At 64.4% G+C, this 16,673-nt stretch carries 18 protein-coding genes; 7 read left to right on the top strand and 11 right to left on the bottom strand.

What is annotated here, in order from left to right:
• The first annotated feature begins 46 nt into the window (after nucleotides 1-46).
• The 5 genes from LJ362_RS13850 (at nucleotide 47) to pspAB (ending at nucleotide 3,216) form a co-directional block, all read left to right on the top strand.
• The gene (locus tag LJ362_RS13850; protein ID WP_035321190.1) at nucleotides 47-334 is read left to right on the top strand and encodes a WXG100 family type VII secretion target; all 288 of its coding nucleotides are present in this window, start codon (nucleotides 47-49) and stop codon (nucleotides 332-334) included.
• Between the two features lie 222 nt (nucleotides 335-556).
• Nucleotides 557-1,306 (top strand): PspA/IM30 family protein, encoded by a 750-nt coding sequence (locus LJ362_RS13855; protein WP_039208503.1) that lies wholly within the window; start codon nucleotides 557-559, stop codon nucleotides 1,304-1,306.
• The gene (gene pspAA, locus LJ362_RS13860) at nucleotides 1,303-1,587 is read left to right on the top strand and encodes a PspA-associated protein PspAA (RefSeq protein WP_264799626.1); all 285 of its coding nucleotides are present in this window, start codon (nucleotides 1,303-1,305) and stop codon (nucleotides 1,585-1,587) included. Before LJ362_RS13855 ends, pspAA begins: the two co-directional genes overlap by 4 nt.
• A 79-nt stretch (nucleotides 1,588-1,666) precedes the next feature.
• Entirely contained in the window at nucleotides 1,667-2,578 is a 912-nt protein-coding gene (htpX, locus tag LJ362_RS13865) for a zinc metalloprotease HtpX (protein WP_264799627.1), read from the top strand.
• A gap of 47 nt (nucleotides 2,579-2,625) precedes the next feature.
• Entirely contained in the window at nucleotides 2,626-3,216 is a 591-nt protein-coding gene (gene pspAB / locus LJ362_RS13870; RefSeq protein WP_264799628.1) for a PspA-associated protein PspAB, read from the top strand.
• A gap of 123 nt (nucleotides 3,217-3,339) precedes the next feature.
• On the opposite strand, the gene LJ362_RS13875 is transcribed toward pspAB, so the two are convergent.
• The 3 genes from LJ362_RS13875 to LJ362_RS13885 form a co-directional block, all read right to left on the bottom strand.
• Nucleotides 3,340-3,558 (bottom strand): RNA-binding S4 domain-containing protein, encoded by a 219-nt coding sequence (locus LJ362_RS13875; protein WP_264799629.1) that lies wholly within the window; start codon nucleotides 3,556-3,558, stop codon nucleotides 3,340-3,342.
• Nucleotides 3,558-4,367 (bottom strand): hypothetical protein, encoded by an 810-nt coding sequence (locus tag LJ362_RS13880; RefSeq protein WP_264799630.1) that lies wholly within the window; start codon nucleotides 4,365-4,367, stop codon nucleotides 3,558-3,560. Before LJ362_RS13880 ends, LJ362_RS13875 begins: the two co-directional genes overlap by 1 nt.
• Before the next feature lie 228 nt (nucleotides 4,368-4,595).
• Entirely contained in the window at nucleotides 4,596-5,345 is a 750-nt protein-coding gene (locus tag LJ362_RS13885; protein WP_264799631.1) for a sulfite exporter TauE/SafE family protein, read from the bottom strand.
• A gap of 76 nt (nucleotides 5,346-5,421) precedes the next feature.
• On the opposite strand from LJ362_RS13885, the gene LJ362_RS13890 reads away from it, so the two are divergent.
• Entirely contained in the window at nucleotides 5,422-6,276 is an 855-nt protein-coding gene (locus tag LJ362_RS13890) for a DUF1707 domain-containing protein (protein ID WP_264799632.1), read from the top strand.
• Here LJ362_RS13890 and LJ362_RS13895 read toward each other — a convergent pair.
• The 6 genes from LJ362_RS13895 to LJ362_RS13920 form a co-directional block, all read right to left on the bottom strand.
• Nucleotides 6,224-6,601 carry a hypothetical protein gene (locus tag LJ362_RS13895; protein WP_264799633.1) on the bottom strand — a complete coding sequence of 126 codons (378 nt, stop codon included), beginning with the start codon at nucleotides 6,599-6,601 and terminating at the stop codon, nucleotides 6,224-6,226. The two genes, LJ362_RS13890 and LJ362_RS13895, sit on opposite strands and share 53 nt — an antisense overlap.
• Before the next feature lie 202 nt (nucleotides 6,602-6,803).
• A complete protein-coding gene (gene groL, locus LJ362_RS13900; protein ID WP_264799634.1) occupies nucleotides 6,804-8,438 on the bottom strand; it encodes a chaperonin GroEL in 1,635 nt (544 codons plus the stop codon).
• A 493-nt stretch (nucleotides 8,439-8,931) separates the two neighbouring features.
• Nucleotides 8,932-9,135: a cold-shock protein gene (locus LJ362_RS13905; RefSeq protein WP_025780447.1), complete on the bottom strand. Its 204-nt coding sequence runs from the start codon at nucleotides 9,133-9,135 to the stop codon at nucleotides 8,932-8,934.
• A gap of 449 nt (nucleotides 9,136-9,584) precedes the next feature.
• The gene (locus LJ362_RS13910) at nucleotides 9,585-10,148 is read right to left on the bottom strand and encodes a LytR C-terminal domain-containing protein (RefSeq protein WP_264799635.1); all 564 of its coding nucleotides are present in this window, start codon (nucleotides 10,146-10,148) and stop codon (nucleotides 9,585-9,587) included.
• A 2-nt stretch (nucleotides 10,149-10,150) separates the two neighbouring features.
• On the bottom strand, nucleotides 10,151-10,417 hold the full coding sequence (locus tag LJ362_RS13915; RefSeq protein ID WP_025780444.1) for a DUF3263 domain-containing protein: 267 nt from the start codon (nucleotides 10,415-10,417) through the stop codon (nucleotides 10,151-10,153).
• Between the two features lie 330 nt (nucleotides 10,418-10,747).
• On the bottom strand, nucleotides 10,748-12,214 hold the full coding sequence (locus LJ362_RS13920) for an aldehyde dehydrogenase family protein (protein WP_264799636.1): 1,467 nt from the start codon (nucleotides 12,212-12,214) through the stop codon (nucleotides 10,748-10,750).
• A 462-nt stretch (nucleotides 12,215-12,676) separates the two neighbouring features.
• Here LJ362_RS13920 and LJ362_RS13925 point away from each other — a divergent pair, with 462 nt between their 5' ends.
• A complete protein-coding gene (locus LJ362_RS13925) occupies nucleotides 12,677-13,378 on the top strand; it encodes a uracil-DNA glycosylase (protein WP_264799637.1) in 702 nt (233 codons plus the stop codon).
• Nucleotides 13,379-13,436: 58 nt separating this feature from the next.
• On the opposite strand, the gene LJ362_RS13930 is transcribed toward LJ362_RS13925, so the two are convergent.
• Together LJ362_RS13930 and LJ362_RS13935 are read right to left on the bottom strand one after the other, a co-directional pair.
• Complete coding sequence (locus LJ362_RS13930) at nucleotides 13,437-15,374, bottom strand: threonine/serine ThrE exporter family protein (RefSeq protein ID WP_264799638.1); 1,938 nt, start codon at nucleotides 15,372-15,374, stop codon at nucleotides 13,437-13,439.
• Nucleotides 15,371-16,651, bottom strand: a complete 1,281-nt coding sequence (locus LJ362_RS13935) for an amidohydrolase (RefSeq protein WP_264799639.1) — start codon at nucleotides 16,649-16,651, stop codon at nucleotides 15,371-15,373. Before LJ362_RS13935 ends, LJ362_RS13930 begins: the two co-directional genes overlap by 4 nt.
• Between the last annotated feature and the right edge of the window lie 22 nt (nucleotides 16,652-16,673).

Raw genomic sequence — 16,673 nt, forward strand, 5'->3', positions numbered from 1 at the left:
GTCTCGCCCGACCGCGGCGGAACGTCTCTGACCAAGAGGAGCGATGATGAGTTTCGAAGTCGACGCCGAACGCGTCCAGTCCGCTGCCACAGCCGCCGCGAACACCTCCCGCAATCTCGTGTCCGAATCCGACACGATGATGCGCAATCTGCTCGCCCTACAAGAATGCTGGCGCGGCAGTGCGGCCCAGAATTTCCAAGCCGTCGTCAACCAATGGGAGCGTGCGCAGAAGCAGCTCATGGAATCGCTCAACTCCGTCCACGGAGCACTCCACACAGCGGCCCGGCAGTACTCCGAAGTCGAGGCGGCGAACTCGCGTCTCTTCGCCCCCTGAACCGACCGAGTCCCACCCGCCAAGTGTCACAGACTCCGGCTGCGGATCCCGAGATACCGCGGCCGGGATCTGTTCGTACTCGTAGTCGGCGTCTGGCAAACTATCAGCCTTTCTCAGTAGACTTGAGAACGATAGTTCGCGGCGGTGTTGGCCAAGAATCTCCGGACCGGAGTGGATCGGGTTGGCAGCGTCGGGTCAAACCAATGCAGGAGTCGACTACGGATGAGTATCTTCCAACGGATCGCGACGATCTTCGGTGCCAAGGCCAACAAAGCTCTGGACAAGGCCGAAAACCCCAACGAAACCCTTGACTATTCGTACCAGAAGCAGCTGGAGCTGCTGCAGAAGGTCCGTCGTGGTGTTGCGGATGTCGCCACCAGCCGCAAGCGCCTCGAGCTGCAGATCAACCAGCTCGAACAGCAGCAGAACAAGCTCTCCGGTCAGGCCGAGAAAGCCATGCAGATCGGTCGCGAAGACCTCGCTCGCGAGGCACTGACCCGCAAGTCCGGGCTGACCCAGCAGATCACCGACCTGCAGACCCAGCACGAAGGACTGCAGGGTGAGGAGCAGAAGCTCACTCTCGCCTCGCAGCGCCTGCAGGCCAAGGTCGACGCCTTCCGCACGAAGAAGGAGACGCTGAAGGCCACCTACAACGCCGCCGACGCGCAGACCAAGATCGGCGAGGCGTTCTCGGGCATCTCGGAAGAGCTCGGCGACGTCGGACTCGCCGTCCAGCGCGCCGAAGACAAGACCGCGTCGCTGCAGGCCCGCGCCGGTGCCGTCGATGAGCTCCTCGCTTCAGGTGCCCTCGACGACGTCACGGGAACCCAGAAGGACGACATCACGGCCCAGCTCGACTCCCTCTCCAGCGAGAACGACGTCGAGATGGAACTCCAGCGGATGCGTGAGTCCCTGCCTGCCGGGTCCGAGAAGCAGGACCAGAAGTCGCTCGAAGGTGAGGATCAGCAATGATCATCCGCATCATGGGCGAAGGACAGTTCGACGTCAAGAACGTCGACCAGGACCTGCTCCAGAAGTACGACAACCAGGTCGAAGATGCCGTCAACGCCGGCAACGAGGAAGCCGCCCGCACCGCGCTGAACTCCCTGCACGACTACGTCACGGCCAATGGTCAGCCGGTCGCCGATGACTACCTCGGATCCTCCGATGTCGTCATCCCCTTCGTCGACGCCACCTTGGCCGAGATCGCCGAACTGCTCACCGGCGAGGGCTTCATCCCGGACCCGGCCTGAAACCACAGAGCACCGAAATGCACCCGGCCCATTGTCTTCGACAGTGGGCCGGTTCTGCCACTGCCAGAGAGGAAACCCGATGAAGAATCGCTTCGTCAAAGACAACGGACTGACCATGCGGATGGGATGGACGATCTTCCTCAACGGCCTCATCTATGTCGTGCTCATCCTCGCGATCTGGCTGATCATCGGCCAGAGCGTCGGCGGCGTCATCATCGCCGTCCTCATCAGCGCCGGCGCGTTCTTCTTCCAGTGGTACTTCTCCGACAAGATCGCCATGCGTGCGATGGGCGGACGGGAAGTCTCCCCCGAGGAGGCTCCCGAGCTGCATACGATCATCGACCGACTCTGCCAGCTGGCCGATTCGACGAAGCCCCGCGTGGCCGTTTCGAACTCTCCGATCCCCAATGCCTTCGCCACCGGCCGCTCCCCCGGGCGCTCGGTTGTGTGCGTGACCCGCGGTCTGCTCGAGAAGCTCGACCGTGATGAGGTCGAGGTCGTTCTCGCTCACGAACTCTCACACGTCGCTCACCGGGATGTCACGGTGATGACCGTTGCCGGCGTCACCGGAGTCGTCGCCGCACTGATGATGCGCGCCGGTTACTACATGAGCTTCGGACGGTCGAACAACAATAACAACGGCATCCCGATCCAGCTGCTCTTCATCCTCGTCGGAGCCGTCGTCTACGGGCTCTCGTTCGTTCTCATCCGTGCCCTCTCCCGGTATCGCGAGTTGGCCGCCGACCGCGCCGCAGCCATCCTCACCGGTGCACCGTCCACCCTGGCGTCGGCGCTGACGAAGCTCAGCGGAGACATGTCCAAGATCCCGGAGAAGGATCTGCGGTCCTCCGCCTCGGCGAACCACCTCGCCCTCATCCCCGCCATCAGCGGAAAGGCCGCCTTCGGCCAGCTCTTCTCCACGCACCCCTCACTCGAGAAGCGACTGGAGCAGCTGGCACAGATCTCCGCCCAGCTCTCTCGTCCCGAGTGAGCACCCACCGCACCCTTTGAACTGCGCACCACCGAAATAGGAGCTCCATGGGATTCTTCGACGCACTGCTCGGCCGGTCCAAACCGAAACGGGCCAACCTCGACGACCTCTTCGCCCTGCCGCCGGCGGCACTGACGCTGCAGGCCGCAACCGGCTTCACCCCCACCGGCGTCGGAGCCGTCGCCTTCCGTCAGGTCGAGGGAGCCGCGTTCCAAACCGCTGAGTCCGAAAGCGTCGCCCTCATCGGCTCCGACCCGGCCGCCTCGGTGAGGCAGGAGAACGACGGCTTCGGATTCACGTGGCAGGTCGTTGCCGATGAGAACGCCGAGGTGGTCAACCTCGTCACGAACATCCACGCCGTGAACTCGGCGCTGGTCAGCCAGGGCTTCGACACGATGCTGCTATGCACCACCGTATACTTCGTCCACCCCGACGGGCGTCGGATGGCGTTGGTCTACCAGTACAAGCGCGGAACCTTCTACCCGTTCGTGCAATTGGGCCCGAAGCAGCGGGACAATCCCCTGGAGATCCAGGTCAAGGGCATCCTCTCCAACGAGCTGCCGTTCGAAGAGGACACCTCGAACTGGTCGGCACTGTGGGACGCCCCGGGCATGAACGACACCCCGGGGAGCTCCTGAATTTCAGTAGGGAGCTCAGCCCGAACAGAGAACAGTTCAGTCTGAACAGACAGCGTTTCAATCCGATCAGACAGATGGAGGGCGTCCCCGCGAGGACGCCCTCCATCTCATATCTGAAAACTCTCAGCCTTCCTCGGCGGCCACCTCGATGACTTCGCCGAGAGCTTCGATGCGGTCGCCGGGACGGATCGTGGCACCGCGGCGGGTCTCGACCTCACCGTTGACGCTGACCTCACCGTCGGCGATCATGTCCTTGGCCATGGCACCGTGTTCGGCGATTCCGTGGAGTTTGAGCAGCTGACCGAGCCTGATCGAATCGCCGCGGATCTCGATCGTGTCCATCAGAACATGTCTCCGAATCCGTCGAACAGGCCGCCGCCGTCACCGCCGTCGCCTCCGAAGAAGCCACCGCCGTCACCGCCGCCCATATCGCCACCGGCGTCACCCATATCGCCGCCGTAGGCGCCGTCCCAGCCGCCGCCCATTCCGCCGAACATCATGGCGCCCATGAGGACGCCGGGCAGCAGGCCGGAGCCGGCATATGAGTTGAAGTAGCCGCGGTTGTATTCGGCGTAAGCGGGTCCGGCCTCCCAGTAGGCACGACGGGTGTGTCCGTCACCGGTGACAACCTTGCGCACCAGCGGATCGGCACCGACGGCGACGCGTTCGGCATCGGCGGCGCACACCGGAACGGGGCGCAGCTGGCCGCCGGCCGGGGCCCAGTCGATGTCTTCGACCGAAGGGCCGTGCTGCGGGTTGAAGAAGCAGGGCGGGCGACGCACCGGCAGAGACTTGCCTTCGACCCGGGCGCGAACGCATTTGGCGGCGTAGCGGCCGTCTTCGAGAGCCTCGGTGACGTGGCGGATGTCAGTGGGTTCGGAGACCTTTTCGAGCGTCTCTTTCGCGACGTCGTACGAGTCGAGCGCCTGCTTGTAGTCCTGCGCTCCGCCCGTGTCGAGCTCGACGCCCGCGGTGATGACGTCGAGTTCGGCGACTTCCTCACCGAATGCGGTGACGTCCTCTTCAGCAGTCTTCTTCACCTGCTGAAGTTCAGCGGCGTGCAATTCCTGCTGCCGCTTCTTCTCCTTGCGGTGGCCGATGAAGAAAACGGCCCCGAGAACTACGAGCAGCAACAGAAATACTTCAGTCACGATCCATGCCTCCCAGGCTAGCTTTGTCCTCGAACAGTATGCCCGATGAAACTGACAGCCGTCTGAGCCTGTGCCCCACATCCGCTCAGTCCCTGACCGCCGATGATGGCTCGGACCCGGCGGTGGAAGACAGCTGCACGAGATCATGCGACACCGGTGTGCGCAGGTCAGACGGCACCGGTCATCGCCCCGCGTACCACCGTCTCAGACGGCCCATGCGCCACCGCATCAGACGAGCGCCAGGAGGCCCTTGACCAAGGCCGCGATTCCGCCGCCGAAGGCGAGGACGAGCATCCCGATCCGCGCGATGCCCACGTCGATGTGACGGGCCAGCCGATCACCGCCGACAAGGCCTGCCACGAGGACGAGACCGAGCCCGATCCAGACTCCGAACTCCAGATGCGGCCAGGCCCCTCCGTGGACGATCACCTTCATCACCACCGCCGAGGCGGTCCCGACGGCGAGGAAGGGCTGCAGAGTGGCCGCGAACGACCGCTGTTCCCAATTCGTCAGCACAGCGTAGGCGCTCACCGCCGGTCCCCCGGCGCCGGCTGCCGCCGACATCGCCCCGGAGAAGAGCCCGGCCGTCATCCGTGTGCCGAGGTTCGCGGGGATTGATCGGCCCAGCTTTCCCAAGGTCAGCGAGCTGATGAGGGAGACGATGATGAGTGCGCCGATGAGGATCTGCAGCGGTGGGGTGGGCATCGATGACGAGAGAAGCGCGCCGGGGACGGTGCCGATCACCGCGCCCAAGGCAAGATGTCGGAACGGCGGCCATTCCACCTCGGCGAAGGTGCGGACGAAGACGGAGAATGAGGCGACGATTCCGCAGATGTTGACGAGGATGACGCCGCTGAACGGGTCGAGGAGGAGGACGAGAAATGGACCGCTGACCAGGCCGAATCCCATCCCGGTGACGCGCTGGGACAATGCGCCGAGGAACACGGCGAAGAGGATGAGCACGACGACGGGTTCCACACGGTCGAGTCTAGTACAGCCCGATTCCCGGCTGATCCGCAGGCTCACCGCTGACCGCGGGGTTAGAGTATTCACCATGAACGCCAGTCCCCTCTGGTCGCGGTTCAGCGCAGATCCCCGATCGTATGGGCAGGTCCGGGCCTCAGATGCCGATCGCGTGGTCGTCAGTGATGTCCTCTCGGAGGGTTATGCCCTCGGTCAGCTCGACGTTGAGGAGTTCGATGAACGCACCGAGGCGGCCACGAAGATCAAGACGCTCGGTGAAGTACCAGCACTGATCGAGGATCTCGTCCTCGCTGATCCCGCCGAAGTCGAGCCTGGCAGGCTCGATGATGCGGGCCGCGCGCAGGCGCTGGCTCGCCTCGAGGCAGACCGGGTGCCGATCACGCCGGAGCAGATCGATGCCGCGGCGCAGAAGTACTACCGGGACCGGGTGCGCCGGTCACTGCTGGGTGCAGTCGCCGGGCCGGTCGGGATCGTGCTGGCGATCTGGGCGATCTCGTCGATCGCTTCTGGAGGGTTCATCTTCTTCTGGCCGATCTTCGTCATCATTCCCTCGCTGCTCGGCGGTTTGGGGCACATCGCACGTAAGGACGAGATCATCCGCAATCGGAAGAAGGAGCTCACCCGCAGGGCTCGGGCCCAGCTCGGTGATGCTGAGGCCAAGCGACAGCTCGAAGAGGGCAAAGCTCCCGAGCGGGATTATGAAGCCGACTTCGGTACGGGCCTGCAGCCGCCGCATCCTTCCCATCCGCCGTACTCTCCCGGACAGATCTCACGCCGGGAAGAGCGGGACCGGCGCCGTCGCATCGCCGCCATAACCGCGATAACCCCTGGGACTGAGGGCACGGCTCCGGTCCAGCGGACCCTGTTCTGGCTCAGACTTGAAAGATCCGGATCTGCCCGAAGTCTTGAGCTTTGTGCGTGGTGAACCACATCGTGTGCGAGAAGTGCCGCAGGTCGTCGGCCTCGGCCTGCCGGTATCCCCATGCGGCTGCGGCCTTGCCGTGGGTGATCGCCGCTTCGAGGTGGCCGACCTCGCGAGACTGGCCGGACAATGTCAACAGCGCCTCGAGGACGGCGTCCCGGCCGGTGTGGGTTTCGACGTCGGAGGCGTGGACGATATGGAGCACGCAGTCGTCGGCGATCACCTCGTTGAGTGCTTCTCTGCCGCCGTTGAAGAGATTCTCCTCGAACGTCGCGACGAAGACGTTCTTCGGACTGTTTCCGCAGGAATCGGTTCCGGTGAAAGTCATGGGTCCAGCCTATGCGGGGCGAGGCTGCGGAACAACGGGTCGACGGGCCGCCTCGGCGATGATGGTCGCCGACTCACGACGAGCGGACACGTCCGCGTGAACGATCTGGCCATCGGGCCGGGATCCGGGAGCCGCAGCACGAAAACGGCCGTGCCGGCACCCTTGCGGGCACCGGCACGGCCGATCGAACAAGCGGTGGCTATCAGAACCCCATGCCGCCCATTCCGTCCATACCGGCAGCTGCGTCTGCACCTGCGGCGGCCTTCTCGGGCTTGTCGGCGACAACCGACTCGGTGGTGAGGAACAGACCGGCGATCGAGGCGGCGTTCTGCAGAGCAGAGCGGGTCACCTTGACCGGGTCGTTGATGCCGGCGGCCAGCAGGTCCTCGTACTCACCGGTTGCGGCGTTGAGACCGAATCCGGCTTCGAGGTTGGCGACCTTGTCGGCAACCACACCGGCTTCGAGGCCGGCGTTCGTGGCGATCTGCTTCAGCGGGGCTTCGATGGCAACCTTGACGATGTTGGCACCGGTGGCCTCGTCTCCCTCGAGTGCGAGGTCGGCAAATGCAGCCTTGCCAGCCTGGATGAGCGAGACGCCGCCACCGGCGACGATTCCCTCTTCCACGGCAGCCTTGGCGTTGCGCACGGCATCTTCGATGCGGTGCTTGGTTTCCTTGAGCTCAACCTCGGTGGCGGCTCCGGCCTTGATGACTGCAACACCGCCGGCCAGCTTGGCCAGACGTTCCTGCAGCTTCTCACGGTCGTAGTCGGAGTCCGAGTTCTCGATCTCAGCGCGGATCTGAGCGACCCGTCCGGCGATCTCCTCGGCGTCTCCGGCGCCCTCGACGATGGTGGTCTCGTCCTTGGTGATGACGACCTTGCGGGCGGTGCCCAGCAGATCGGTGGTCACGCTGTCGAGCTTGAGCCCGACTTCCTCGGACACGACCTGGCCACCGGTGAGGATGGCGATGTCGGCGAGCTGAGCCTTGCGACGGTCACCGAAGCCCGGAGCCTTGACGGCCACGGACTTGAAGGTGCCCTTGAGCTTGTTCAGCACCAGGACGGCCAGGGCTTCGCCCTCGACGTCTTCGGCGATGATGAACAGCGGCTTGTTGGACTGCTGGACCTTCTCGAGGACGGGCAGCAGGTCCTTCACGTTCGAGATCTTGGAGTTGACGATGAGGATGTAGGGATCCTCAAGGACAGCTTCCTGGCGATCGGTGTCGGTGACGAAGTAACCGGAGATGTAGCCCTTGTCAAAGCGCATACCCTCGGTCAGTTCGAGCTCGAGTCCGAAGGTGTTGGACTCCTCGACGGTGACGACGCCTTCCTTGCCGACCTTGTCGATGGCCTCGGCGATCAGTTCGCCGATTGCAGGATCTCCGGCGGAGATGCCAGCGGTGGCGGCGATCTGTTCCTTGGTCTCGATGTCGATGGCGTTGTTCAGCAGCACGTTCGTGACGGCCTCGACGGCCTTCTCGATGCCGCGCTTCAGGCTGAGCGGATCAGCACCGGCTGCCACGTTGCGCAGGCCTTCGCGGACGAGAGCCTGTGCGAGCACGGTAGCGGTGGTGGTTCCGTCGCCTGCGACGTCGTCAGTCTTCTTGGCGACTTCCTTGACGAGTTCGGCGCCGATCTTCTCGTAGGGGTCCTCGAGTTCGATCTCCTTGGCAATGGAGACGCCATCGTTGGTGATGGTCGGTGCGCCCCACTGCTTTTCGAGCACGACATTGCGACCGCGGGGTCCAAGGGTCACCTTGACCGCGTCCGCAAGCTGGTTGAGGCCAGCTTCGAGTCCTCGACGAGCTTCTTCGTCGAATGCAATCATCTTTGCCATAGCGGCTTAGATCCTCCCTGATGGAGTGGAGTGGGAATCCAGAGCAGTCATCAACGCCCGCGACGGCAGAGAGTGTGTCCGCATGTTCCATTCCACATATGGACCACGCTCTCGAGACGACTGGTGGGAATCCATCGGTTTTCACCAGTACTAGATTTAGCACTCTCCCCATGCGAGTGCAAATAATTGTCGCCCGCCAAGACGGGTGAGGGCGACTGCGATCCGCGAATTGTCGGCGCGCGGTGAAGGTGCGGAGGGCAGTTCGGCCCAGCGCGAAACGCCCTACTGCCCCGAGCATTTCGCATCAACGGCTTCAAGATTCATAGGAGGTGATCTTGAGCGGCGCATATGCATTTCGAAGCCGCGGGCACTGAAAAGCGCCGAGCAGTTGCCTGCTCGGCGCTTCCCCCGTGCGATTGGTGCCTGTCGGCCCGAAAGCCGTTCCGACGCCCTGCCGCAGCGGATCAGAAAACTGTGCTGACAGCAGCCAGTCTCAGAGGAGGGTGACGGACTCCGCCTGAGGACCCTTTTGTCCTTCTCCAACTTCGAACTGAACCTGCTGGCCCTCTTCGAGAGAGCGGTAGCCGTCCATCTGGATTGCGCTCCAGTGAACGAACACGTCCTGGTTGTCGCCTTCGAGGGTGATGAATCCATAGCCCTTTTCAGCGTTGAACCACTTGACGGTACCTTGTGCCATTACTTCTCCATACAGTGCAGTGCCATTGAAATCCCGCATCGCAGCCGCGATCAGATGACCCCACCCGAGATACGGAAGCTAGTAAAACTCAACTGACCCCGCGACTTCCCTCATTGACCTCTAGAGAATAATCTCGGTGAAGCACGAATAGAACACAAGGTGCTGTGCTTGCCTAGCTGTTGCAACTCTACCGCAGGCACGCATCCCGCCTAGAGTGGTTCAGCACTGTTATAGATTCGTTATCTAAGGGTTCCTGCCCAGTTCACAGCGGGGATCGCGACGCATGAAATCAGACCGTTCGGTCAGAAATTCGCCGAGGCGGCCGACACGGTCACGCGCGCGCCGCAACCGAGGAGTCCCGCCGACTCATGCCCTCATAACCGAAGCGGCCGAGCCCGAACCGATCCCGCCGACTCAGCTGCGCTGCTGCGCCACCGAATCGCTTCGGATCACTCTGAGTCCCCGCCTTCGCTGGGTTCAGGACCGCGATCGGCGATGTCCGAACAGATGACGACGGTGACGTCGGCCTCGAAGTCGGACGAGGCCTCCGTGGCAGAGACTCCCAGCGACTTGGCGACGAGCTTGGCCTGGGACGCGTTCTCTTCGCCGTTGTAGTACACGGTCGAATCAGTGAGGTTCGTCGAATAGTTGCCGACCTGCCCGAGCTTCCAGCCCTTCTCCTCGACCGCCTCGGAGAACTTCTTCGCAGCACCGGAGACGCCGGAGCCGTTGAGCACGTCGACGGTGATCGAGTCGTCTGCGACGCTGACTTCGCTTTCACTCGGCGAGGGTTCGGCCGACGACGATTCGGACGCCGGAGGGTCGGCGATCTTCGACTCGGGATTGCCCATCGAGGAGAAGATGATGTTGATGGCGGCCACGACCAGCAGAACGGCGACCAGGGCGAGGATGATGACCAGCGAGATGGCACCGATGTTCGACGACGCCGCGGACTCCTGTCGATGGGCACCGCTGCGCCGGCCGGGCTCGATCTCGTCGAATTCGTCGGTCATGTCTACCTCGAGACGCGGGCTTGGGCGCGTTCGCTCTGCCGCGTGCTGCGGATTCGGCGAAGGCGCTTGACCAGCATGGGGTCGCTGGCCAGAGCTGCAGGGTTGTCGAGAAGCGAGTTGAGGATCTGGAAGTAGCTGGTGGCAGACATGTCGAAGCGCTCACGGATCGCGTGGTCCTTGGCGCCTCCGTATTTCCACCACCGCCGCTCGAACTCCAAAACGGCCACCTCGAGCTCGCTCAGTTCTGAGGTGTCGTCGTTCGGCGGCATAGAGGTTGTGCTCCTTCGAGAGGTGTCTGTGCTTCTATCCTATCGCCGGATCGGCGGTACCGAAATTTCCGGCGCGCCGCCGAGGCTGTGAGGTCGGTCCCGATCGGGGCACGGCTCGCGGGACGGCAGCTCGCACATGCCCGGCGGCCGCTGCGCCCACAACCGCATCACCCCGTCGACACGGCACCGGATCGGTGACCGTGTCGACGGGGTGAAGGGAACGACTTTCGCCGAGGCGGGGCCGCCTCGGCGAACCGGGTGACCCGATCACGAGGATCGGATCGACCCCACATTCGACCGCGCGGGCAGACCCGCCTCGGCGAGATCGGATCAGCGGATGCGGATGTTGACCTGCTTGATCTGGGTGAATCCTTCGAGCATTCCTTCCAGCGATGCCTCTCGTCCGAATCCGGAGGTCTTCATGCCGCCGTAGGACTGGCCGGCCAGCTGGCCGCCGCCCTGGTTGACCTGGACCCAGCCGGATTCGATCCGGTTGGCCATGGTCAGGGCCGCGTCGACGTCCTTGGTGAAGACGAAGGCCGCGAGGCCGAAGTCGGAGTCGTTGGCCATGTCGATGACCTCGTCGATGTCCTTCCACGGGATGACCGAGAGGACGGGGCCGAAGATCTCTTCACGGCTGGTCTGCCAGTCGTTCTTCGCCTTCGAGAAGATCACGGGCGCGTGGTAGAAGCCGGGTTCGCCGACTTCCAGCGAATCGGAGCCGTCATAGGCGATCTCGACGCCGTCCATCGACTTGCCCATCTCGATGTAGCTGGCGACCTGGTCGTACTGCTTCTGGTTGATGATGCAGCCGATGTCGGTGGACTCATCGCGGGGGTCGCCGACCGTCATCTTCGACACCGCGTCGACGAGCTTGGACAGGAAATCGTCGTAGATGTCTTCGTGGAGGAACAGACGCGAGCCCATGGTGCACGACTGGCCCTGGCGGGCGAAGCGGGTCGACAGCAGCACCTGCTCGAGGGTGTCGTCGTCGTTCGAGTCCGGGAAGATGATGTTCGGGGACTTGCCGCCGAGCTCCATCGACGAATGTGCGAGTCGACCACCGGCCAGCTCGGCGACGTGACGGCCGACGCTCGTCGATCCGGTGAATGAGACCTTGTCGACGTCGGGGTGGACGTTGAGGGCCTCACCGATGACCGAGCCCTTGCCTGTGACGACGTTGAGCACACCGGCAGGGAGGATATCGGCGATGATCTCGGCCATCTTGAGGATAGTCAGCGGTGCATCCTCGGCGCATTTGAGGACGATCGTGTTGCCGGCGGCGATCGCGGCAGGGGTCTTGAACGCGGCGATCATCAGCGGCGAGTTCCACGGCAGGATGCCGGCGACGACACCCAGGGGCACGCGCTTGGTGTACTGGAGCTGCTTGTCTCCGGCGGGCAGGGTGTTGCCCTTGACTTCGCCCGCGACGCCGCCCATGTAGCGGAACAGGTCGGCCAAGATGATCGTCTCCGGGCGAGCCTGGGTGCGGATCGCGTTGCCGGTGTCGAGAGCGGTCAGCTGGGCGAGCTCCTCCGAAGCGGCTTCGAGCGCATCGGCACAGGCCAGAAGCTTCTTCTGGCGTTCTTTGAACGGAAGAGCCGCCCACTCGGGGAAGGCCTTCCGTGCGGCTTTGACGGCGCGGTCGGCGTCGGCCTCTTTGCCGTTGGGCACCTTGGCGATGACGACGTTGCGGTCGATCGGGGTGATGACATCGGTGGTGTCGCCGTCAGCGGCGTCGACCCACTGACCGCCGATGAGCATCTTCCAGTTCTTGGCCTCTGGGAATTCCGACATTTCGGTCCTTTCGTTCAACGATGAACTCCTTAGGCCGAGCATAACGCGTAGCGCCGAACGGCAATACACCGGTTCGGTAGGCGATCGCGCACACCCGATCTGCGCTTGGTGCACATGCACGCAGGTCGATTCCCACCCTCGCCGAGGCGGTGCCGACGTTTTCGTCTGCGCTCGCCGGGGTGGCGCCGAGATCCTCGTGCACCCTCACCGAGGCGGTGCCGACGTTTGCACCGTTCCCCTCCCTCCTCTGAGCGGGGATGGAGGATTGTTGGGTCGATCCACGGTGGTTTCAGTGAGGAAACCACCGTGGATCGACCCAACAATCATGTCCGTGGTGGCTTCCCGCCCCCGCTTCCCCTCCGCTGGCGACAGCACCGCCGTTCCTGCGCCGCCCATTCCTTGGAAGCTGACACCACTGTCCCAGCGCGACCTCGTCCGCCGAGCATCGCTAAACTCGTGCCCATGACGTCGACGCCTCCGATGACCGAGACCATGTCCCCCGACTGGGCGACCGCTCTGGCCGGAGTGGAGGAGCGCATCCATTCGATGGGCGACTTCCTCCGCGACGAGATCGCCGCCGGCCGCGCCTACCTGCCTTCCGGGGAATTCGTCTTCCGCGCCTTCGCCGAACCGCTGTCCGAGGTCAAGGTGCTCATCGTCGGCCAGGACCCCTACCCCACGCCCGGCCACGCCATCGGCCTGTCATTCGCCGTCGATCCCGATGTCCGCCCTCTGCCGCGGTCGCTGGGCAACATCTATAAGGAGCTCGAGTCCGACCTCGGCATCCCGCCGGCCCCGCACGGGGACCTGCGTGCCTGGTCGCGTCAGGGGGTCATGCTGCTCAACCGCGCCCTGACCGTCTCTCCCGGCGAACCCGCGTCCCACCGCGGCAAGGGCTGGGAGGAGATCACGGAGCGGGCGATCACCGCGCTGATCGAACGCGATCAGCCGCTTGTGGCCATCCTCTGGGGCCGCGATGCCCGGAACCTCGCTCCCCTGCTGACATCAGGGAACGCCGAGGTGGCCATCATCGAATCCGCGCATCCCTCACCTCTGTCGGCACGGCGGGGATTCTTCGGCTCGCGACCGTTCTCGCGCACGAATGAATTGCTCGCCCAGAAGGGCATCGATCCGATCGATTGGGCCCTGCCGGATCAGGCCTGAGCCCGGATCAGAGCTTGGCCCGGATCAAGGGTGAGCCCCGGTCCGATCTGAGTCCGGATCAGATCTGAATCGGACCGGTCGCGGTCTCCTCTGAGGATCCCGTTCCTCCGGCCCCATTCGGCTGAGGCTTCGCTCCTCCGGTCTCGCCCGATTGAGCCTTCTCTCCCCCGGCCTCTTCCGACTGAATCCTCGAACCTGCAGACCCGCTCGACTGGGTCTTCGCGCCACCGGGCTGCACCGAGTCGATGACAGCGGTCGATGTCTCGCCGCTGCGCACCTCTTCGACCTTCTCCTCAGCCGAGCTCTGACTCTTGAGGTTCTTCAACGGCAGCGCCAGATAGCTGCCGAGCACAGCGCCGACAGCGAGCGCCGCGTTCGCCAGGATCGCGGTGAACAGCGAGGACAGCCCCACAGCGAAGGAGACGTTCTCCGATTCCGACGCGATCTGATAGACAGCGGTGAAGATCGACAGCCCCTGCAGCAGGGTGTAGATGCCGGGAATCATCAGCACGATCGCCGGAGCTCCCAGCCGCAGCGCCAGCGGCCGCGACAGGAAACCGGTGACGGTGGCCGCCAGCAGACTGGCAAGCACATTGTCGACGTCCAACAGCGTCAGCGACATCATCGTGATGTGCGAAGCAAGGCCGACCAGCGCCGCAGGCAGGATGAACCGGCGCCTGGCCGACATCGCCACCGCACCGGACATCGCCACCACGGCCGCCGCGACCATCGACAGGATCGCCGTGACCACATGCGGGCTCGACTTCGGCACGAGCACTTCGATATGACTGAGCCCGATGGCCTGACCGCACACGATTCCCAGGGCAATGCCCGAGACGATGCCGGCCAGAGTCATGAATACCCCGACCACCCGCCCGGCCGCGGTCAGCGGGAAGTTCGTCAGCGCATCCTGAACCGCCGAATACAGCGACTGCGTCGGCAGCAGCAGAACGATTCCGGCAGCCACGAGGTACTGCGGTGAGGCGATGATTCCCACGTCGCCGGCGATGGTGGCGATGAGCGTCGCCGAGGCTGCCTGAATCGCCGTGGTGAAGAACGACGGCAGGTGGGTGCGGCCGAGCAGCTTGCCGAACTGGAACACGACGATGGCCATCGTGATGCCCAGGGGAATCGCGATCGGGCCTCCTCCGAGCAGCAGGACGAGGGCACCGACCATGAAGCCCCAGGCACCGGTGGTGAACCATTCGGGGAACGGTCGCCGCTGCGTGCGTATCGCGTCGAGACGACTGCGTGCCTCATGGAATTCGAGACGCCCGTCGACGAGGTCGGTGACGAGCTTGTGCACCGAGGCGAGCTTCGCGTAATGCGTGGACTCACCGCGGTTGACCCGCATCACCGTCAGCAGACGTCCGTCCGAGGTCGAATAGTGCACGACCAGGGTGTTCGATGTCAGATCGACCTCGACGGTGGCCAGACCGCACGCGGTGCACGCAGCGATGACGGAGACCTCGACATCGCTGGTGCCGGCACCGGCGCGCATCATCATCGCCGCGATATCGGCGGCGAGGTCGAGGATCATCCGGGCTTCGTCTTCGCTCGGCTCGTTCGCCTGCACTGGCGCCTGATACGGGGTGCCCTTGAGGGCGGTGACGATCGGCACCGGCTGCGTGTTCTCCGTCGTACCCGAGACGAGTCTGCCCACGGTGCGCCGAGCGACCTTCTGAGCGATGCGCTGAGACGCACCGAGGTGGTCGGTGCGGGATTTCGACCGCCCGCCGCTGCGTTCGGACTTCGCAGCCTTCGCCGCCGCGGCCTTAGCGATGTCCTCAGGTTGGGGCTCCGGTGAGGAGTCCCGCAGTTCGGCAAGTCGCTGCAGTCGGGTGCGCTCGAGCAGCTCGCGCAGGGCCTGGGATCCGGCCTCCGGATTGCCGCCGGAGACCGGGGCCGGGGACGAACCGCGGACAGGACCCGGTTCGGTCGGGTCCTCGACCCGAACCTCGGTGGTGGTGACGTCCTCGAGTTCTCTGTCGCTCACGGCTCGCTGATGAGTGTCGGGCCGAGCGGGTCGGCGATGTGCGCGGTTCCTGACGCGGCGTCGTAGTCGAAGACGCGCCGGCCGGAGACGAAGACGGTCTCGGCGCGGGAGTTCAGATCGAGCGGATCGCCGGACCAGATGACGATATCGGCGTCACGGCCCACGGCCAAGGAGCCGAGCCGGTCCTCGAGGCCGAAGATCGCGGCCGGATTGATCGTCAGCGCTTCGATCGCGACGATCGGGTCGAGGCCTTCCTTCACGGCCAGCGAGGCTTCGTGGATGAGAAAGTTGATCGGGATGACCGGATGGTCGGTGGTCAGAGCGATGCGCACCCCCGCCTCGGCCAGCGAGGCCGCGGTGGCCAGGGTGCGGTCGCGCAGTTCGACCTTCGACCGGGAGGTCATCAGGGGCCCGAGGATGACGTCGATGCCCTTGGCGGCGATGAAGTCGGCGATCTTGTGGCCTTCGGTCCCGTGGTTGATGACGAGGCGGTAGCCGAATTCCTCGGACAGGCGGATGGCGGTGGCGATATCGTCGGCGCGGTGGCAGTGCTGGTCCCATGCGAGCTTGCCGTCGAGGACGTCGGCCAGGGTCTCCTTGACCAGGTCGCGGTCGAATGGGGTGCCGTCGGCTTCCGCTTGTGCACGTTTGGCCTGATAGTTCCGCGCTTCGACGAAGGCGTCGCGGATGATCTTGACGGTGCCCATCCTCGTCGATGGGGTGACCTTCTTCTCCCCGTAAACGCGTTTCGGGTTCTCGCCGAGGGCGGACTTCACGGACAGATCCTGCGTCACGAGCATTTCGTCGACGATCCGTCCCCAGGTCTTGAGGAAGGCGGTGCGACCACCGATGGGATTGCCGGAGCCGGGTTTGATGAGCGCCGAGGTGACACCCCCGCGCAGCGCATCCTTGAATCCGAGGTCGGTGGGGTCGATGCTGTCGAGCGCGCGCAGGCCCGCCCCGTTGGGATCGGTCATCTCGTTCGTATCGTCACCGGACCAGCCTTCACCGTCCTCATGCACGCCGAGGTGGCCGTGGGCTTCGATGAAGCCGGGCAGGACCCAGCGTCCGCCGGCATCGATGACCTCGGTGTCCGCGGGGAGGGATGAGGTGTCGACGGAGCCGGGGGCCACCTCGGTGATGCGGCCGTCCTTGACTGTCAGCGTGCCGGATTCGATCGCCTCGGCACGGGTCCCGGACGCGTCGGCCACGGGCACGATCCGCGCGTTCGTGATGACGAAATCTGTGGCTGCGGGGACCGGGACTGACCGATACATTCTGCTCCTAGCGAGGGGGTCG

The sequence above is a fragment of the Brevibacterium sp. JSBI002 genome, assembly GCF_026013965.1.
Taxonomy (GTDB): Bacteria; Actinomycetota; Actinomycetes; order Actinomycetales; family Brevibacteriaceae; genus Brevibacterium.

Bases quoted from the DNA above. Each gene is read 5' to 3' on its own strand.
- LJ362_RS13895 (WP_264799633.1), bottom strand. From the start codon at position 6,601: ATGACTTTCACCGGAACCGATTCCTGCGGAAACAGTCCGAAGAACGTC.
- groL (WP_264799634.1), bottom strand. From the start codon at position 8,438: ATGGCAAAGATGATTGCATTCGACGAAGAAGCTCGTCGAGGACTCGAA.
- LJ362_RS13920 (WP_264799636.1), bottom strand. From the start codon at position 12,214: ATGTCGGAATTCCCAGAGGCCAAGAACTGGAAGATGCTCATCGGCGGT.
- pspAB (WP_264799628.1), top strand. From the start codon at position 2,626: ATGGGATTCTTCGACGCACTGCTCGGCCGGTCCAAACCGAAACGGGCC.
- LJ362_RS13925 (WP_264799637.1), top strand. From the start codon at position 12,677: ATGACGTCGACGCCTCCGATGACCGAGACCATGTCCCCCGACTGGGCG.
- LJ362_RS13875 (WP_264799629.1), bottom strand. From the start codon at position 3,558: ATGGACACGATCGAGATCCGCGGCGATTCGATCAGGCTCGGTCAGCTG.
- LJ362_RS13855 (WP_039208503.1), top strand. From the start codon at position 557: ATGAGTATCTTCCAACGGATCGCGACGATCTTCGGTGCCAAGGCCAAC.
- htpX (WP_264799627.1), top strand. From the start codon at position 1,667: ATGAAGAATCGCTTCGTCAAAGACAACGGACTGACCATGCGGATGGGA.
- LJ362_RS13910 (WP_264799635.1), bottom strand. From the start codon at position 10,148: ATGACCGACGAATTCGACGAGATCGAGCCCGGCCGGCGCAGCGGTGCC.
- LJ362_RS13935 (WP_264799639.1), bottom strand. From the start codon at position 16,651: ATGTATCGGTCAGTCCCGGTCCCCGCAGCCACAGATTTCGTCATCACG.
- LJ362_RS13915 (WP_025780444.1), bottom strand. From the start codon at position 10,417: ATGCCGCCGAACGACGACACCTCAGAACTGAGCGAGCTCGAGGTGGCC.
- LJ362_RS13905 (WP_025780447.1), bottom strand. From the start codon at position 9,135: ATGGCACAAGGTACCGTCAAGTGGTTCAACGCTGAAAAGGGCTATGGA.
- LJ362_RS13890 (WP_264799632.1), top strand. From the start codon at position 5,422: ATGAACGCCAGTCCCCTCTGGTCGCGGTTCAGCGCAGATCCCCGATCG.
- LJ362_RS13850 (WP_035321190.1), top strand. From the start codon at position 47: ATGAGTTTCGAAGTCGACGCCGAACGCGTCCAGTCCGCTGCCACAGCC.
- pspAA (WP_264799626.1), top strand. From the start codon at position 1,303: ATGATCATCCGCATCATGGGCGAAGGACAGTTCGACGTCAAGAACGTC.